The sequence below is a fragment of the Chitinophaga sp. Ak27 genome, from assembly GCF_012726295.1.
In the GTDB taxonomy this organism is placed as follows: Bacteria; Bacteroidota; Bacteroidia; order Chitinophagales; family Chitinophagaceae; genus Chitinophaga.
Map to the genome: position 1 here is coordinate 208,309 of NZ_JABAOB010000004.1, position 16,786 is coordinate 225,094.

General features: G+C 48.1%; 17 protein-coding genes. 11 read left to right on the top strand and 6 right to left on the bottom strand.

Annotated features, from left to right (window positions below; genetic code table 11):
- Positions 1 to 32: 32 nt before the first annotated feature.
- Positions 33 to 1,091 carry a tellurite resistance/C4-dicarboxylate transporter family protein gene (locus HGH90_RS15565; RefSeq protein WP_169191496.1) on the bottom strand — a complete coding sequence of 353 codons (1,059 nt, stop codon included), beginning with the start codon at positions 1,089 to 1,091 and terminating at the stop codon, positions 33 to 35.
- 96 nt (positions 1,092 to 1,187) lie between these two features.
- Between HGH90_RS15565 and HGH90_RS15570 the strand changes: the two genes are divergently transcribed.
- Positions 1,188 to 1,634 (top strand): YybH family protein, encoded by a 447-nt coding sequence (locus HGH90_RS15570; protein ID WP_211092900.1) that lies wholly within the window; start codon positions 1,188 to 1,190, stop codon positions 1,632 to 1,634.
- Between the two features lie 2 nt (positions 1,635 to 1,636).
- Here the strand turns inward: HGH90_RS15570 and HGH90_RS15575 are convergent, their stop codons facing one another.
- Together HGH90_RS15575 and HGH90_RS15580 are read right to left on the bottom strand one after the other, a co-directional pair.
- Positions 1,637 to 2,455, bottom strand: coding sequence for a helix-turn-helix transcriptional regulator (locus HGH90_RS15575; protein ID WP_168762928.1), 819 nt, complete (start codon positions 2,453 to 2,455; stop codon positions 1,637 to 1,639).
- Between the two features lie 84 nt (positions 2,456 to 2,539).
- Complete coding sequence (locus HGH90_RS15580) at positions 2,540 to 2,953, bottom strand: DUF6194 family protein (RefSeq protein ID WP_169191497.1); 414 nt, start codon at positions 2,951 to 2,953, stop codon at positions 2,540 to 2,542.
- Positions 2,954 to 3,063: 110 nt separating this feature from the next.
- Between HGH90_RS15580 and HGH90_RS15585 the strand changes: the two genes are divergently transcribed.
- Positions 3,064 to 3,396 (top strand): winged helix-turn-helix transcriptional regulator, encoded by a 333-nt coding sequence (locus HGH90_RS15585; RefSeq protein WP_168762930.1) that lies wholly within the window; start codon positions 3,064 to 3,066, stop codon positions 3,394 to 3,396.
- A 277-nt stretch (positions 3,397 to 3,673) separates the two neighbouring features.
- Positions 3,674 to 4,834, top strand: a complete 1,161-nt coding sequence (locus HGH90_RS15590; RefSeq protein ID WP_168762931.1) for an acyltransferase family protein — start codon at positions 3,674 to 3,676, stop codon at positions 4,832 to 4,834.
- 56 nt (positions 4,835 to 4,890) lie between these two features.
- On the opposite strand, the gene HGH90_RS15595 is transcribed toward HGH90_RS15590, so the two are convergent.
- On the bottom strand, positions 4,891 to 5,877 hold the full coding sequence (locus HGH90_RS15595) for an SUMF1/EgtB/PvdO family nonheme iron enzyme (RefSeq protein WP_168762933.1): 987 nt from the start codon (positions 5,875 to 5,877) through the stop codon (positions 4,891 to 4,893).
- 98 nt (positions 5,878 to 5,975) lie between these two features.
- Here HGH90_RS15595 and HGH90_RS15600 point away from each other — a divergent pair, with 98 nt between their 5' ends.
- Positions 5,976 to 6,851, top strand: a complete 876-nt coding sequence (locus tag HGH90_RS15600) for a DUF72 domain-containing protein (protein WP_169191498.1) — start codon at positions 5,976 to 5,978, stop codon at positions 6,849 to 6,851.
- Positions 6,852 to 7,092: 241 nt separating this feature from the next.
- Here HGH90_RS15600 and HGH90_RS15605 read toward each other — a convergent pair whose 3' ends face one another.
- Both HGH90_RS15605 and HGH90_RS15610 read right to left on the bottom strand, forming a co-directional pair.
- A complete protein-coding gene (locus HGH90_RS15605; protein ID WP_211092901.1) occupies positions 7,093 to 8,118 on the bottom strand; it encodes an AAA family ATPase in 1,026 nt (341 codons plus the stop codon).
- Between the two features lie 11 nt (positions 8,119 to 8,129).
- The gene (locus HGH90_RS15610; protein WP_169191499.1) at positions 8,130 to 10,133 is read right to left on the bottom strand and encodes a TonB-dependent receptor; all 2,004 of its coding nucleotides are present in this window, start codon (positions 10,131 to 10,133) and stop codon (positions 8,130 to 8,132) included.
- Between the two features lie 249 nt (positions 10,134 to 10,382).
- Between HGH90_RS15610 and HGH90_RS15615 the strand changes: the two genes are divergently transcribed.
- The 7 genes from HGH90_RS15615 (at position 10,383) to HGH90_RS15645 (ending at position 16,729) form a co-directional block, all read left to right on the top strand.
- Entirely contained in the window at positions 10,383 to 10,970 is a 588-nt protein-coding gene (locus tag HGH90_RS15615; RefSeq protein ID WP_168762936.1) for a helix-turn-helix domain-containing protein, read from the top strand.
- A 156-nt stretch (positions 10,971 to 11,126) separates the two neighbouring features.
- Positions 11,127 to 12,161 (top strand): ferredoxin--NADP reductase, encoded by a 1,035-nt coding sequence (locus tag HGH90_RS15620; protein WP_169191500.1) that lies wholly within the window; start codon positions 11,127 to 11,129, stop codon positions 12,159 to 12,161.
- 70 nt (positions 12,162 to 12,231) lie between these two features.
- Complete coding sequence (locus HGH90_RS15625; RefSeq protein WP_168762939.1) at positions 12,232 to 13,035, top strand: polysaccharide deacetylase family protein; 804 nt, start codon at positions 12,232 to 12,234, stop codon at positions 13,033 to 13,035.
- A gap of 69 nt (positions 13,036 to 13,104) precedes the next feature.
- Positions 13,105 to 14,073, top strand: coding sequence for a hypothetical protein (locus HGH90_RS15630; RefSeq protein ID WP_169191501.1), 969 nt, complete (start codon positions 13,105 to 13,107; stop codon positions 14,071 to 14,073).
- Positions 14,074 to 14,083: 10 nt separating this feature from the next.
- On the top strand, positions 14,084 to 14,761 hold the full coding sequence (locus HGH90_RS15635; protein WP_168762942.1) for a hypothetical protein: 678 nt from the start codon (positions 14,084 to 14,086) through the stop codon (positions 14,759 to 14,761).
- Between the two features lie 79 nt (positions 14,762 to 14,840).
- Entirely contained in the window at positions 14,841 to 15,485 is a 645-nt protein-coding gene (locus tag HGH90_RS15640; RefSeq protein WP_169191502.1) for a Gfo/Idh/MocA family protein, read from the top strand.
- Positions 15,486 to 15,766: 281 nt separating this feature from the next.
- Entirely contained in the window at positions 15,767 to 16,729 is a 963-nt protein-coding gene (locus HGH90_RS15645) for a class 1 isoprenoid biosynthesis enzyme (RefSeq protein WP_168762944.1), read from the top strand.
- Positions 16,730 to 16,786 lie beyond the last annotated feature (57 nt).

A 16,786-nucleotide genomic window follows, 5' to 3' on the forward strand; every position in this document is an offset into this window, starting at 1 on the left:
AGTTTAAGGTTTTCCGGGAAGAGGACACGCGGTTATTGTTTTTTTCCTGCTGAAAACATTTCAATAAACAAGCCTATGAGTACAATAATCCAGGTGCCTAAAGCTAATATAACAAATAAAGCCGAAATGGGTTTAAGAAAACTGAAGCCGGTAATGGCAGCATACGTGAACGTACATACGCCGTACATACCCAGCGGGAATACCATGGACCAGTATTGTGGATCGTATTGCAGCGGAACCCGGGCAATAAAATGCCGGTAGGCAAACATCAGGAACAACAGGGGAATCCACCAGCTGGCAAATGCCCAGAAAAATAGGGTGAATGCCTGTACGAAACTGGCCCACACAATGAGTGTCTCATGGGCATGTGCGTACATCACCAACCGGGAACCGGCGAGCGTAATGATGGCTACGGCCCCCATATTAATCCAGTAGGGAGGCGTCAGCGTTTCTGCTTTCATACTGAAAAAAAGCCAGCGGTAAAGGATCAATCCTATCAACACAAAATAAAACATGCCGCCAATCATATACGTGCAAAGGGAAATAAACGCAATCAGCCAATGTAGCGCACTGCTGTTGGCAATGATGGCACCCAGTACCGCTACCGATTCGGTGGCCACCACTATCAGCAGCCAGGCCCCGCTAATACTCTGTGGGAGTGTAGGCTTGGGCTCTTTCATGATATTTACCAGGAAGAACGTATACAGCAGTAATATCCACAACACGAACCCCGCTATCCATAGTACCAGTGCTATATCCATACGGCCTGTAATAAGGGCCACCTGGCTGCCCAATACATTATTGCCCGCAACCAGGGTAAGGAAGGTAACACCCCTGGCAGAATGATGCAAGTCATTCCATACTACCAATGGATACCTGATGACCCGCACGATCAGGATACCCCATAAAAGAGCGTAGAAAAAAATATTCAGTCCCAGGAAGATTTCCGCCGGCAAACGATACCCCCAAAGGAACATGCCAATGGAAACAATACCAGTGGCCATTACCAGGGAGAAGTAACCAGGAAAGAAATTTTCCAGCGACGTAGTCTTCACGGGCTGGCCAGGATGGGCGAGTGTGGTGGTAGACATGAGCAGGGTTTTATCTAAGATACTGAAAATAAAAGTTGTTCGCTATTTTACAATTTCTTGCACGCAGGAATAACTTGTTTTGTAAAAAAATACAAAATGAAAAGAACGTTTTTTTTAAGCGGATTGTTGATGCTGGCCTGCTGGTGTAATGCTCAAACAGAGAGCCCTGAACTGAAAGCCGTCAGGAAGGAGATAGAAGCAAGCAATGCAGTTTATGCAGATCTTGCCAACAAGGGCGACGGTTCTATCCTCACCAGGTATACCGATGATGCCTGCCTCTTTCCGCCCAATGCCGCGCCGGTATGCGGTTCCGCGCAAATGGCTGCCTTCTTTAATGGCGGCCCTAAGGTACACGTAACTTTTACTATCCAGCACCTGTATGGAGATGGTAAGTCATTTGTGACAGAGGAAAGTTATTACGAGATGACCGACCTGGAAGGCAAAAAGCTGGATGATGGAAAAGTAATTGTTATCTGGAAAAATACAAAGGATGGCTGGAAGATGTACCGGGATATGTTTAGCAGCAACTATCCCGCAAAATAACACTAGAAGCCGATGTTGACAGCCTGCTGGAAATCCGGTCCGTTTTTTACCAGCGACCGCCGGGCAGCAGAAGGAGTGATGCCGGTAAATTGCCTGAACGCTTTAATGAAATGGGCCTGGTCGTAATACCCACAATCGTACGCAATGGCGGTCAAGGATGCGGAGGTATGCAACACCTGGTGCAGGCTCCTGTTGAACCGCACCACGGCGGTAAAGGCTGCCGGACTAATGCCGATATTTGCCAGATAGAGTTTCTGGATATATCGCTCCGATAGCCCCGAATGCCGGGCCAGGGCAGGTAAATCGAGTGACTGATGTTCCAGGAAAAGCTGTTGGCTGAGGGCCTGTACCATAGATACTTTTTTTAACCGTGTTTCATTTCTTTTCAATTGCTGAAGAAGGTGGGTTTCTAAAATCCCGATTTTTTGTGCCAGTCCTTCGGCCAACATGATACGGTCGTATAATTCCCGGCTTTCGTTCAGTGTCACATCATACATATCTGTGGCGTAGTTGGTGAATTCCGACAGCGGATCTGCGAAGAACAGGGTACTGGCATGCGGATAAATCCGCGCAATCAGCACTGAGGTGCCTTGTGCTACCGTAAGCCGGGTGGGAAGGGTCAGGTGTCCCAGCAGCTCTATCGCCGGCGTATCTTTTCGCTTGCCATTGATAATGGTGGCCGCCATACCACCTGAGATATTGATCACCAGGTCTACATACCCGCTTGGGTAAAATACTTCGTTGTCCAGATGTTTACCGATCGTAACAACGGTATAATTCTTTATGTAAGGTGCTAAGCTGGCGGAAGGTAAAAACTGCATATAATTGTCCTTGTATAAAGTTAACCTTTTCAAGGAAAGCAGGAAAAAAATGGTCACCCTTTTCTGAAGGGTGATCATTTTCCTTTAATGATTAGCGGCGTGCTTTTTGTCAAAACGTTTTTTCGCTATCCCGTAGGCCTCGGCTATATAACCGGTAGTAGCCGACAGGTGGGCGCCTTCGGGGTTCAGTATACAAATGAAGTGTTGGGCGGCATAATGCGGATGTGGCATGAAACTGTTGAGGGCTGTATAGTCCCACGCAGCAGTATTATCAGGAAATAGTTGTTGAAAGGTAGCCCTTGACACGCCAATATTCAGGCGGAATACGCCATCGCGGTCCAGCCGGGATACCTGGTCATGCTCGTTATCGGCCAGGGCAATGGTGACAAATGGAAGCACCTGCTCCGCTCCGTAAAAGAAAAATTTATACCCGAAATGCTCGGAGGTACTGATAGCTGGCAATGTGCCCAAGTATTGTTCTATTGCGGAGAGTGACATATACAACGATGTTTAATAGATCTGCGGCAAATGTCGGCCGACTGCTTTACATTTGCAAGTAGTTACCTTTTTGGCATATAGTGTACTAAAGTAAAGTATTGGCTAGGGTTATGGCATTGCAATCAAAGAAAAAAACAAAACAATCAGCGGAATGTCCCTTCCAGGAAGCAATGGATTTAATTGCCGGCAAATGGACGATGTCTATTGTAAACGTATTAATGAGCGGCACCATGCGGTTCAAGGAGCTGGAACGCCATGTGACAGGTATCAATACACGAATGCTGGTCAAAGAGTTGAAACAGCTGGAGGCAAAGAAGATCGTGAAAAGAAAAGCCTATGCCACCGTGCCGCCAACGGTAGAATATTCGCTCACAGAGAAAGGGGAGTCGCTGAAGCCGGTGTTGAGCGCGATACAGTCCTGGGCTATTGCACAGTTGTTGTAAAAAGTATAGATATACATGCTGTATCCATCCTGACTGTAGCAAGTTTACTTTCCCAGGTCTTTTCCGGAATGGCGATTCATCATTGGCTGATACACTTATTAATAAATTCACGACAATACCAGAAAGTAAAGATTTTTTATCTAATAATAACATTGCGATAAATTTTCCTTCATTATTTTTAAAAAAATTTAATTTCATTTTTAGTAGCTTGTAGGCTGGATGCAACCAAAATCTGCATGATAACGTATCGTTCGAACGCTTCAATATCACACCATTCATGAGCACACTAACAACAAGCCCTGTACAGGTAGGAGAGGTATCCGTACCGGCCGGTGACAACGAAAAAAAAGGCCGGCTATATTCGCTGGATGCCCTCCGCGGATTTGATATGTTCTGGATTATGGGGGGCGCCGGCATTTTCCACGCACTGGAAAAAGCCACCGGAGCTCCTTTCTGGCATACCATATCAGAGCAGCTGGAACACCCCGATTGGAATGGGTTCCATTTTTATGACCTTATTTTCCCGCTCTTCTTGTTTATGGCCGGCGTATCTACCCCGTATTCCGTGGGAAGGGAACTGGAGAAAGGAAAAAGCCGTAGCCAGCTACTATGGCGGGTGGTAAAGCGGGGACTTACCCTGGTGCTGTTGGGAATTATCTACAATAACGGTCTGCAACTGCATCCTATATCAGAAATACGTTTTTGCAGCGTCCTGGGTCGAATCGGACTGGCTTATATGTTTGCCAATATCATCTATCTATACACGAAAGAAAGAGGCCAGATGATCTGGTTTGTAGCCATCCCGATAGTATATTGGCTGCTGCTGAAGTTTACGGCCGCTCCCGGCTTTCCTCCGGGCGACCTCACCATGCAGGGTAATTTTGCCTCTTACCTGGACCGGTGTATAGTTCCCGGTAAATTATATCTCGGTATTCATGATCCGGAAGGTGTTGCCTCCACTTTCCCCGCTATCAGCACCGCCCTGTTGGGTATCCTGACCGGTAACCTGCTGCGCAATAATCACACGGCGCCGCTAAGAAAAGTAGCATTGATGAGCATCACCGGGGTGGTGTTCCTGGTATTGGCACAACTGTGGAACCTCGATTTCCCGATCAACAAAAACCTCTGGACCAGCTCCTTCGTATTGCAGGTGGGGGGTATCAGCCTGTTATTACTGGCATTATTTTATTACGTGATAGATATTGCCGGATATAAAAAATGGGCGTTCTTCTTCCGCGTGATTGGCATGAATTCTATTCTTATCTACATCTCCGGTCATTTTGTGGACTGGAATTATTCCAATAACGCATTATTTAAATGGCTGGGACAATTGGCAGGAGAGCCTTACGGCGCTGTGGCGCTGGCCCTGTCTTTCGTATTCGTGAAATGGTTATTTTTATATTTTATGTATAAGAAGAAAGTATTTCTCAAAGTATAAAGAGAAATGAATGTTCAGGATACAGCGCGTAATACAACCAGTATTACGCGCTTTTTTTAAAGTGCCAGATGTTTAATGCGCCGGGTAAAGGTATAGTCACCGGTGACCTCCCCTTTATAATTCATCTCTTCGTCAAAAATGTAGCTATCGCGGTAATAGCTGCTCACGGGCAGATAACCAAACTCCATACCGGCGCCGCCGCATATATTGCAACCACCATCGCCCGATTTAAGAAACCATTCACTGCTGGTTACTTCGTAGCGATAAGGGTTGTTGGCAATCACTAATCCAAAATGATTGGGTATATCGAGTATATAAGGCGCGGCATCGTCTTTTCCGGCAGCAAAATGGTGGTATTTCTCCAATAGGTCTACGCTATTGCCCCAGGGATATAGGCTCCGGCTGCCGCCTCCGCATAAGTACTCCCATTCATCTTCTGTAGGGAGACTGAAACCGCTGGCCGAAACCTCCTGCAACAGTGCCGGATAGCTGGCCGGTTCATAGAGAAAGGCCCGTATGTGGGCGCCATTTTTTACCAACCTGAAACTATTGTTCACGGTATAGGTCCAATGCTCTCGCGTAGCAGCGCTCACCTCAGCCATTGTCTTTTCAAAATAATCATCCGCCAGCAGCCTTTCATCGTCTAATGCTACCGGGAAATAGCCGGTTTCCCGTACCTGCCGTTCTACTATCATTGGGGTAATGGTAGCCGTGCGCAGCGGTGAGAGTCGTTCCTGCAGGTAGGTATTTGTTTCATCTATACTGCCGCTCATCAGTTCAGCCAGTCGTTGCCGCGTGGTGTCAGGAATTACGAGAGGGTCCAGGCCCAGGGTAACAGTATCTCCCGGTACAAAAACAAATTCGCATCCTTCATACGCCATCACCGCTGTATAAGTGCTTTGCTGGAATTTATCAAATTGCTCAAAGCGCAGAAGCGTAAATCCGGGCAGTCGGGTAGCGGCCAGGTGTTGTAACAAATGGGCCGCCTCGGCGTGTGGGAGCTGATTCCAGGCTTTCCGGCTAAAGATAGGTGTGATATCCATGTGTTTAAACAAACAATTTTTTTAAACGAAAATGCAAAGATAACCAAACAGGATTGTTTAACCTATCTTGCAGGCCCTGAACGACAACAATACTTTGTATGGACTTTGGCGCTAACTGGCAACAATACGATCAGCTGTATCATCCGTTACCTCCCGATGAGTGGGTGACCAGCGAAACACTCACCGGAACGGCTGTACCACATCCGCTGAGGATAGGCACTTCCGGCTGGAGCAGAGCGGCGTACATGGGTACGCTCTATCCCAGGGGTATAAAAGAAACCGGGTTGCTCACTGAATATAGCCGCTTGTTTAATTGCGTAGAGCTCAATGCTACCCATTATAAAATATACGCGCCAGATGCGGTGCGCAAATGGGTAGAAAAAACGGGATCGCGCGATTTTAAGTTTTGTCCCAAAGTACCACAGTCTATCAGCCACCACAGCACTTTGCTGAATGCCGGTGTAGAAACAGCCGCTTTCCTGGAAGGCATTGCCGCCTTCGAAGACCGCCTGGGGCCCATCTTTTTGCAATTGAGCGAATACTTTTCACCGGTCCGTAAAATAAACCTGTACAAATACCTGGAGTCCCTGCCCCGGCAGCTGACTTTTTTCGTGGAGGTAAGACATCCCGATTGGTTTGGCAACCCAAGGGAACGGGCGGAGCTTTTCCGTACGCTGAAAGACCTGGGCATTGGCGCCGTGATCACCGATACGCCGGGCCGCCGCGATTGCCTCCACATGGGACTTACCATTCCGAAGCTGATGCTGCGGTTTGTAACGCAGGGAGGACATCCGCTCGACAGCATTCGCTTGCGGGACTGGAAAGCCCGCCTCGACGAATGGAATGCCCGGGGCCTCGAGGAAACCTACTTTTTTTTACACGTACATGATGGTAAATATGAAGCAGGATTTTACGAGGAAGTACAGGCGCTGTTTGGATTAGCGCGGTCTCAACCACAAATGACGCTTTTCTAGTCCGAAATAACTGCGTTGGCAGTATCACCGGAAAATAGTATCTTAAAAAAAGTTAAGCACCCGTCGGGACCTGTTCCGGCACAAAACTGATAGCATGTTGAATTTTATCGAAATGATGTATTACCTGATCTGTATCGTTTTAAGGGTTAAACATGTAAAAAAGAAATACGCAAAGAGCTAAGATAACAACACCCGTCGATATAACGAGCCCCGTTCTGCATTGCAGAGCGGGGCGTTTGTTTTAGTACGGGCGTGTATGCCAGGCCGTTATCTTGCGTTGCAGCAACCGGGTAATCAGCGCCACCGCCCGTTGAAAGCGGGCTTCCCAGTCGCCGGTAATTTCCTCACAGGCAATATTGTTCTGCCTTAGCACCAGCCGGTGCGATTGATCCAGCAAATTCCTTTCCGCTTCGCTGAGTCGCGTGCCATCCTGCACATAGGGCACATCGTTATTCAGGTAAAGATAGAGATCTGCCTTGTTAGTGGCATAAATCGCAGGGTCTATAGCCAGCATTTCCCCAAACGTATATACGCTATAGGAGGCAGTAATATGAATATCGGTGTCGATGATCACCAGGGGAGATGGGCCGGTTTCCATTTGCAGGATACGGCTGGTGTGCTCCCGGGCAACCAGGTGCAGGTCGGCTACGCCGAAATGATGGGAATCAGGGATCAGATCCCGGCCAGCTTCCATAACGGCGCTGCTGTTAAAGTACGCCGACAGCCTTCGGGTAAGCGTGGTTTTACCGGTAGATTCAGTTCCCAATAGCACCACTTTAGTCACCAAAGACGCTTTTACGCTATCCGGTAAATATTCCCAGGACTTAAACAGGTCGGCCCGTATATGCGTTGCCGATACAGGATAGAGGTTTTTGGCAATATCAAAAGGTATATGTTGTATACCCATGTAACCCGCCACCATATCGCCATAAGGTTCTGAAGTTACCACCAATGAATAGTCGGGAAACAGCTGCTTAAATCGTTCCGACCAGATGGCGGATACGGCTGCGGAGGATACCGACGTATTGGGCAATACTTTTTCGTCGTATTGCAAAGTGCGTATGTCAATACGCGGGTTTCCCCGGAAAGTTGCCTCCATCCATGACTTCCGCAGCGCGCAAGGCAACGTTTCTTCTTCACTGCAGCAAATGAGTACGGATAAAAAGTCGCAGTGCGACAATGCAAAATTTATCATGGCTTCATGCCCTTTGTGAAAGGGCATGAACTTACCGAATACAAATGCTTTGGTGATCTTTTTTTCCTGCATGGCTATGCGTATCAGAAACTATATTTTAAGGCAAGGTATACATTCGCCCGGGCCTGAACAAAATATTTCAGGGTACCTGCGGCGTCTACACTACCGTTGTTATAGTATTTTGTTCCGGAGATGTTGTTAAGATAAAATGACATAATATAACGGTCAAGGCTATACTGTATCCTGGCGTTGAGCAATACATAGTCTTTAATGGTGGCTGTGTTGGCAAAGTCGATATAGGAGTGGCTTTGGTACCTGCCAGACAGGGCCATCAACAGGCGCCGGTGTTGATAGGCCACTTCCTGGTTAATGATCAGTGCCGGGGTGAGTACCGGGCTGAAAGTAGTGGACTGTTCTTTTATGCGGCTGTAATTAAAGGAGCTGTTGTGGGTGAAACTGAACGCTTTATTTAACCGGTAACTGGCTGATAGTTCTGCGCCGGTTCTGAAGCTGCGTTTTACGTTGTTGGTGAGTAGCAGCCCATTGGGCCCCAGTTGTCCGTTGAGTACTATTTCATTATTGAAGTTCATATAGTATCCGTTCAGCTGTACCTGGAGGCGCTGCCGGTTAATCCGTATGCCCAGTTCATGATCGGTTACGTACTCGGGGTCGTGGTTATACAGCAGGGGCTTACCGGTGCTGTCGGCTGGGAGGTCGTCGTTGCCGCCGAAGATGTCGTTGCGGGTAGGTTCGCGCCCGGTGCGGCCCAGGCTGTAGTAGATGCTGGTATGTTCATTAACGGCAAAGTTAACGCCTGTGCGGGGATTGAGAAACTGCCAGTGTAAGGGCTGTAATGGTACGCTGCCATTGTAGTGAAAGGCGGCGTAGCGGTATTGCAGATCGGCATAGAAGGTAAACCGGTGCAGGTAGTATTCCATTTTACTAAAGGCACTGATCTCATTTTTGTAACCGGTATTGCGGTATAATTCCCCTTCACGTGTATCCGTGCCCGTATGCCGGCGTTGATATAGGTTGCTGTGTACGCCACTGGTCCATTTCAGGTGGCGGCCGCTCAGTGTGTAGTGACTGAAAAAGCCGGTGAAATGAGACAGGAAGCCGTAGTTGAACAGGTCGCCATTGGATGGCAGACCGCTGAAATTATTGACGTCAAAATCGTAGCCGCCTTTCAGGTAGGTATAGTAAACACTGGAGCTGAGGCTGGAGCGGGCGCCTGTTTGCCAGGTGTTTTGCAGCTGTACCAATGCCTGGGTAAAATGATCTTTTTCATCGCGGGTATCGGCATTGGTGCGGCGGTCTTTCTGAATCAGCGAGTCGGCTACCGGCAGCCATGCCATCCCATTTCGTTGATTGCCGGCCATGATATTTATTTTCCAGGTGCTCTTGTCATAGAATAATCCTCCGCTCACGAAAACTGATTGGGCATTATTGAAAGCATGGTATTTATAGCCATCGGTATATACCTGGGAGGCTCGTACATACAGGGCTTTGTGGTTTTTGATGCCGCTATTCCAGGCGCCAAAAATGCGGAAGCTGTTGTAGGAGCCATAGCCGATGCCCAGCGTGGTGTGGGCTGTATCGCCTAGGTTGGGCGACGACAGCTGTACGCTGCCGGCATAGCTCGCCGCGCCATTTTTAGACATGCCTACGCCCCGCTGCAGTTGCAACTGGCTCACGGAGTTGAGGATATCAGGGTAGTTGGAAAAGTAAGCGCCCTGGTCTTCCGGCTCGTTCAATGGCATGCCATCCAGGGTGGTGTTGATGCGGGTTTGATCCATCCCACGGATACGGTAGTACGAATAGCCCTGCTGGTTACCGGCATCAGCGTAAACGGTTACTGCCGGTGTTTCAGACAACAGAAAAGAAGGCTCCTGGCCGGTGTTCTTCTCTCCCAATACTTTCATATCCATGTTGTAATACGTAACCGGGGTGTTTTTACCCGCCCGGTAGGCCACCACTACTTCCTGCAAGTGCCGGGTACTGTCTTTTTTAGCTGGCAGGCTGTCCTGGGCCCGGGTCAACAATGGTGATAAGAGCCATCCCATGATAGCTGTAAAACGTTGATTCATATAATGTACGGCTGCGATATTGAGAATTTGCCTCCCAATAACTAATAATTAGTGTAATAATTACACAAATATACGATCGTAATTAATTACTGCGGATAACACGTTTGTGTTATCTGTTCAATGTATAACACGGTAACGTATATACGATAGAAGACGGCACATCCTGATATTATATAAACCTTTTCCCGAATTTTATAATGCCTATTCCTGCCGATAGCCGACCTTTGTAGCTGCCAAAATATCGTATACATGTTAAGTAGCCACAAGATTTTTATTAAAGGAATGGTTTGTGAACGCTGTATCCTGGCCGTGAAGGAGATATTTGCCGACCTGCATGTACCGATTACCGGCATTACACTGGGGGAGGTAACTACCATTGCCGCCCTATCCGATCCGGATAGGAAACTGGTGAAAGAGAAGCTGTCGGCACTGGGATTTACCCTACTGGAAGATAAACGTACCAGGTTGATTAAGCAGGTAAAATCGTTGGTAGAAGAAGTATATTCAGGCACGTATGATTTCCCCGATAATTTTAAGTTTTCTGACGTAGTTACCCAGGCGGTACACCAGCCTTATCCCCTGGTGAGCGCCATCTTCTCCGAGCTGGAAGGCGTTACCCTGGAAAAGTATATCATGGAATACAGAACTGAAAAAGTAAAGGAACTGTTGGTATATACGGATGAAACCCTGGCGGATATCGCCTTTAAGCTGGGCTACAGCAGCGCCCCGCATCTTTCCCGGCAGTTTAAAGCCCAAACGGGGCTCAACACCTCGCATTTCAAAGAAATACGGAAAATGAAACAATCACTTACCCATCCGGGAGAACAGGCATCTTAAAATTATATACAACTTTGGGTGAATAGTGCAACAGAGCGCTGTTGCGCCGATGTAGCTTTGCTCCGCTGAAAGACCCTGTAAACGGGCTTCAGGCAAGGAAAATTTACAACTGAAAGACCCTGTAAACGGGCTTCAGGCAAGGAAAATTTACAACATATGATTTGGCAGACAGCACAGATAATTCAGCAAACCGCAAACACGGTCACCATTATATTTGATACGCAGGGCGAGCCCTTCTACTATAAACCAGGACAATTTATCCAGCTGACTTTAACGATCAACGGCATGCCCGTTACCCGTTCGTACTCGCTGAGCGCCGTACCGGGCGGGCATCCTGCCATTACCATAAAGCGGGTGCCAGGTGGTGTAATGAGTAACTATATCCTTGATCATGCCAGCCAGATCCGGCAGTGGCAGGTAGCCGGTCCACATGGCAGCTTTACCCCCACAGCGGCTACTTACCAGGCCCGGCATGTAGTACTGCTGGCCGGTGGAAGCGGTATCACCCCTCTGTATACCATTGCCTGTTCCCTATTAGAAGAAGCGCCGGATACCCATATTACCATTATATATGCCAGCCGGAGCACGGATGAAATCATTTTCAGCAAAGAGCTGGACGCATGTCAGGAACGCTACCCTCAACGACTATACGTATTTCATGCCTTGTCTGCCGCCGCGGAGGTCAATACAACCAGTCATCTGAAAGGACGGCTTAGTAAGCTCGTTACCCGTAAATTGATTCAGCAGGCAGTGACCAGCCCACTGGACCAGGCACACTATTTTATTTGCGGCCCCGAAGGACTAATGACCATGCACCAGGAAATGCTGACAGCCCTGCAAGTACCAACTGATAATATTTTCATGGAATGGTTCGCTCCCGGGGCAACAGACAATAACGCCGCGCTCCCCGGCGAGGAACAGGAAGTATTGTTGCATTTCTTCGAACAAACCAACCTGCTGGACGTAGATGCCGGGCAAACAATTCTCCAGGCAGCTCTCGACGACCGGATTCCACTTCCTTACTCCTGTCGGGGCGGAACCTGTGGCATCTGCTCAGCTAAACTCACCTCCGGTAAAGTAACCATGCGGCAGAACTATGCATTGCGACCTTCCGATATCGCCAACGGCATGATATTACTGTGTCAGAGCTATCCACTTACGGCCGATGTAACAGTGGTAGTGGGAGAGTAGCGAACAATGAAGCGGAACATACAGGGAAGACGATTTATGCCTATATTGAGCGTAATATGAACGTTACTATATGAAATGGACCTGTCAATCCCTGCTGGCTTTATTAACGGCAACAACCTCACTTACCGCGCATGCACAACAGCCAATGGAATGGCCCGGGGGAAAAAAAGCGGCAATCGTGCTGACTTATGATGACGCCCTGGCTTCACAGTTAAACGTGGCTATTCCCCAGCTCCGAAAGTTTAAATTAACCGGCACCTTCTTCCTTACAGGCAATATAACAGAAGATCAGATGCTGCAATGGCGTAAGGCTGCCGACGATGGCATGGAGCTGGCCAACCATAGTTTGTACCATCCTTGTAGCGAACAGATATATCCCAATGCCCGGCAATACTATACCGAAAATTACGACGTCAACACGATGATAAAAGAGGTGGGGATGATGAACAAACTGCTTTTCGGCATAGATGGCAAACGGCAACGCACCTACGCCTTTCCCTGCAGCCAGTCGGTGGTAGGTGGGGTAGACTATACCCCGGCATTGCAACAATCGGGGCTGGTGAAATACGCACGCAGCGGGGGCGACAGTACCGCCATCATCACCCGTTTCGATACGCTCCACCTGTATAAAGTACCCAGCTGGCCGGTGAGCTATCAACCTACGGGAGAAAGATTAATTGACTTTGCCACCCGTACGCTACAGGAAAATGGCCTCGGTATTTTCATGTTTCACGGTGTAGGGGGCGATTATATTACAACTTCCGGGGAAGCGCACGAGCAACTATTGGCCTGGCTGGCAGCCCATCGCGAGGAACTGTGGGTGGCCACCTTCCAGGAAGTGATGGACTACATCACACATGCGCCCAAAAGATAACAAAGCTATCATACCGTAAATTAGATTAGTCAGCTATCCTTCCATTATCTTTGATCATAAAACGAGTGTATGACTGGATTTTGGCGTTATTTCTGGATGCTCTACATGCTTTTCTTCGCGGTGCCATTCCCGATGATTATCTATTACGCCTCCACTTATGGAAAGGAATCACCGGATACGGCGCCCTGGCTGGCCCTTAGCTGGCTGGCATTATCAGTGGTGCTATGGGCATTAGTGCTGGGCCGGTTAGCCCGGAGATGGATCGTGCAACCCTTCATTGTGAAAAAGAATTTTGCCCGCCTGGCAAAAGCCGGCGTGCGGAAAGCAGGACGCATACTGGAAAGTAAAATGCTAAAAACAAGCAGCGGTGGCGCTGAAGCGAGGAAGATCACGTTTTCCTTTACCAATTTTGCAGGTACCCCTATTACAGAAGATATGGAGCTGACCGATACACAGCCAGCACTGAGACGATATGAAAACGGGAAAACAATAACGTTGCTGGTAGATGATACCCTTCGTTCTATTCCCGTCATTTGCCTGGAAGACATGAAAATAGGCGTCAAAATATCCCGCATGCTTTGGTTGGGTATTACCTGGTGTATCATCACAGCAGCAGTTATCTACTATTACCAGTTTTCTTATTTGTCGGAAAACGGAGGCGCCGGCTGGCGTTTTCTGCGCTTCTATCATCCGCTGGTATTATGCCCGCTTATACTGCTGGCGGAAATCTTCTTTTTTACTAAGCTGTTGCGGTTCATAGGAGGAAAACCCTCCGACCTGTTGCGCACCAAGTACTACGGTATTCGCACCGATGCGGAAATTGTGTCTGCCAATCAAACCGGTACCTACATCAACGAACAACCACAGATCCGCTTTGAATTGCGCTTCCAGGATAGCAGTGGCCGTACACATACCGCTACCCTGAAGAAAGTAATTTCCCTGCTGGACCTCGGGATTACCAAACAGTCGTCCATACCTGTTTTTTACCAGAAAGAGCACCCCGAAAAAATTGCTTTTGCCAGTGACCTGGAGGATTAAAATTATTTTTATGGAGATGAATATGCGATATTTCCTGGCGGCAGCCCTAATCATGGGAAGCATGTCCTGTAAGCCACTTCGCCAGTCTATTCACGATACCCTGTATGGGAGTCCCGCCGCGGGTCAAACCAGCGACAACACCACCCAGGTGGAGCAGCACAGTAGTACTACCATCACCGTGAGTAGCAGCAGCCACACGGTACACAGCCCATCGGAAGGTAATTTCCTGCGAAATACCTCTGCCCTGGCTGCGGCAGAAAATGCCCTGCGAAATTTGCCAGCGTTTGCCGGTAAACAAATCGCCGCTTATGAAGCCATTCACTTTTATGACGACGGAAGAATTAACCTGGAGCTGCAACACCCCACCAGGACCGACTATATCGATGCTTATCGTTTCAATAGGGGAAGCTGGCAGCAACCAGCACCCGTACAATTGTCCGTACACGACGATATCAAAGCAGGCCTGGTAAACCTGGATAAAGTACATTTTGCTACCGTGGCTAACATCTACAATAACTACCGGCTGAAGGCCGACAGTATCGAAGGCGTGGCGCCCCTCAAACATATCTATGCCATTATCAGGGGAGATAGTATCACCTGGTATCCCCGCTCCATCAGCGGTAGCCGGGAACGCTATTTTATCAGCTTTACCGCTGCCGGGAATATTGACCGCTTCTACCGGGAATAATCAAAAAGAAATAAATTATTATAATAAATTATATATCTTTCTGCACTTCAGAGCGGTCATTAAAATCTGACGAATAAATATGGACAACATCAAATGGGGAATTATCGGGTGTGGAGATGTAACAGAGGTAAAAAGCGGACCGGCATTTAACAAAGTACCCAATTCATCCCTGGTAGCGGTTATGCGCCGGGATGCCACCAAAGCGGAAGACTATGCCCGCAGGCATGGCGTACCTAAGTGGTACGACAACGCCGAAGCACTCATCAACGATCCTGCTGTAAATGCGGTGTACATTGCCACACCTCCGCTCCAGCACGAGGAGTACACCCTGCAATGCATACAAGCCCGAAAACCAGTGTATGTGGAAAAGCCGATGACGCTGAACACAGAATCGGCATACCGCATGCAGGAAGCAGCCATACGGCACAATGTAAAATTAACCATTGCACATTACCGGAGGGCACAGCCTATGTTCCGGAAAATAAAAGCATTGCTCGAGGAAAAAGCCATTGGCGATATTCGTTTTGTATCCCTGCAAATGCTGCAACCACCCGTGTCACCGGAAGCTAACTGGCGGGTAGATCCTGCCGTATCCGGGGGAGGGCTCTTTCATGACCTGGCTCCTCACCAGCTGGACCTCATGACTTGGTTTTTTGGAAGAGCCAGGAGCGCTACCGGGATTGCCAGGAACCAGGCCAAAATGTACCGGGCCGTGTTCTGCTGAAGAAGCTATCCTTTCTATGCAATTGATGGATAGTTTTACGAAGAAGGATAAAATGATTTTCTGATGGCCCGGTTTTCAGGAACAACCGGCGTCTTATTTTCCTACGAAGTCGGAAAATAAGACGCCGATCAACAATTACTTTAAATAATCCTCTTTTATATTATATTTGGAAATATAGTTTTACCTACAACCATTATCGTTACACTAACTATTTCGTTTTTTATTCTATTATGTATTTTGTCAGGTTCGGGGCAAGCATCTGTTACCAGTTGTATCAAATTATGTCTGTCCGCAGGCAGGAAGAAAAATGGGCGACTAATTATCTCAGACGCCTGGAAAGTTTCTTTGGCGGCCAATTGGATCCAGCTTCCTTTCGTAAAATCGTCAATAGCTACAGTATTTATATCCCCATGATCTGTGATGCCTTTATGGGACTCCGGGGAAAAAAAACTTCCGCAGAAGAGAAAGAACGTATGCTGTTATATTTTATTTGCAGCACCCTGTTCGACGATTTCTGCGACAAGCGGGAGCTGTTGCCTGCGCAGCTGGAAGCCATTGCCGCCGGGGACGGGCAATACCAGCCTACCCGGATGGAGGAACGGATGTTTATTCATGCCAACCTGACGCTGAGGGACTTTGTTCCTGATAAATCCTATTATGATGAGGTAGTCCGGGCCGTTATACAAGCCCAGATCGATTCAGATAAACAATTTGATCCGGCTATCAACCAGGAAGAATTAACACGCATCACCCTGGGCAAAGGCGGCTATTCTGTGCTGCTTTGCCATTTTTATTTTGACGCCCCGGCCTGTGCTATAGAACAGGCTTGCTGGTACCGCCTTGGTGGCATTATCCAGCTAACAAACGACTTGTTCGATATTCATAAAGACCTGGAGCAGGGATCGGTTACTTTACCCAATCGGATGATGAGTGCTTATGAGTTTTCCGATTACTTTATGGAAGAAGTTACAGCCATCGAAAAAGCGATCACTATGCTGCCGTATGACACCTCAAAACGGCAGGATTTCCTATCGGGCGTCATGGGCATCTGCTCATTTGGGAGCCTGGCCCTGCACCGGCTCCGGGAGCTACAGGGACAGGAAGAACGCTTGCCCAACCTGCGCCAGCTGCCCAGAAAAGCGCTGGTAGTTGATATGGAACAAGCAACCAATATCTGGTATTGTATCAAATTCACTTACCAAAAAACGAAGGCCTGGCAACTATCGGTAGCAGCGGCTAATTAATAACGGATTACCATCTTTCCCAAAAAATATTTTCCCGCACATAAGGGTATTTTTTCA

What these genes read in the sequence shown, in the direction of transcription:
- HGH90_RS15615 (WP_168762936.1), top strand. Translation starts at nt 10,383, where the DNA reads ATGTTAAGTAGCCACAAGATTTTTATTAAAGGAATGGTTTGTGAACGC.
- HGH90_RS15565 (WP_169191496.1), bottom strand. Translation starts at nt 1,091, where the DNA reads ATGTCTACCACCACACTCGCCCATCCTGGCCAGCCCGTGAAGACTACG.
- HGH90_RS15630 (WP_169191501.1), top strand. Translation starts at nt 13,105, where the DNA reads ATGACTGGATTTTGGCGTTATTTCTGGATGCTCTACATGCTTTTCTTC.
- HGH90_RS15590 (WP_168762931.1), top strand. Translation starts at nt 3,674, where the DNA reads ATGAGCACACTAACAACAAGCCCTGTACAGGTAGGAGAGGTATCCGTA.
- HGH90_RS15595 (WP_168762933.1), bottom strand. Translation starts at nt 5,877, where the DNA reads ATGGATATCACACCTATCTTTAGCCGGAAAGCCTGGAATCAGCTCCCA.
- HGH90_RS15610 (WP_169191499.1), bottom strand. Translation starts at nt 10,133, where the DNA reads ATGAATCAACGTTTTACAGCTATCATGGGATGGCTCTTATCACCATTG.
- HGH90_RS15580 (WP_169191497.1), bottom strand. Translation starts at nt 2,953, where the DNA reads ATGTCACTCTCCGCAATAGAACAATACTTGGGCACATTGCCAGCTATC.
- HGH90_RS15600 (WP_169191498.1), top strand. Translation starts at nt 5,976, where the DNA reads ATGGACTTTGGCGCTAACTGGCAACAATACGATCAGCTGTATCATCCG.
- HGH90_RS15640 (WP_169191502.1), top strand. Translation starts at nt 14,841, where the DNA reads ATGGACAACATCAAATGGGGAATTATCGGGTGTGGAGATGTAACAGAG.
- HGH90_RS15625 (WP_168762939.1), top strand. Translation starts at nt 12,232, where the DNA reads ATGAAATGGACCTGTCAATCCCTGCTGGCTTTATTAACGGCAACAACC.
- HGH90_RS15645 (WP_168762944.1), top strand. Translation starts at nt 15,767, where the DNA reads ATGTCTGTCCGCAGGCAGGAAGAAAAATGGGCGACTAATTATCTCAGA.
- HGH90_RS15570 (WP_211092900.1), top strand. Translation starts at nt 1,188, where the DNA reads ATGAAAAGAACGTTTTTTTTAAGCGGATTGTTGATGCTGGCCTGCTGG.
- HGH90_RS15575 (WP_168762928.1), bottom strand. Translation starts at nt 2,455, where the DNA reads ATGCAGTTTTTACCTTCCGCCAGCTTAGCACCTTACATAAAGAATTAT.
- HGH90_RS15635 (WP_168762942.1), top strand. Translation starts at nt 14,084, where the DNA reads ATGGAGATGAATATGCGATATTTCCTGGCGGCAGCCCTAATCATGGGA.
- HGH90_RS15605 (WP_211092901.1), bottom strand. Translation starts at nt 8,118, where the DNA reads ATGCAGGAAAAAAAGATCACCAAAGCATTTGTATTCGGTAAGTTCATG.
- HGH90_RS15585 (WP_168762930.1), top strand. Translation starts at nt 3,064, where the DNA reads ATGGCATTGCAATCAAAGAAAAAAACAAAACAATCAGCGGAATGTCCC.
- HGH90_RS15620 (WP_169191500.1), top strand. Translation starts at nt 11,127, where the DNA reads ATGATTTGGCAGACAGCACAGATAATTCAGCAAACCGCAAACACGGTC.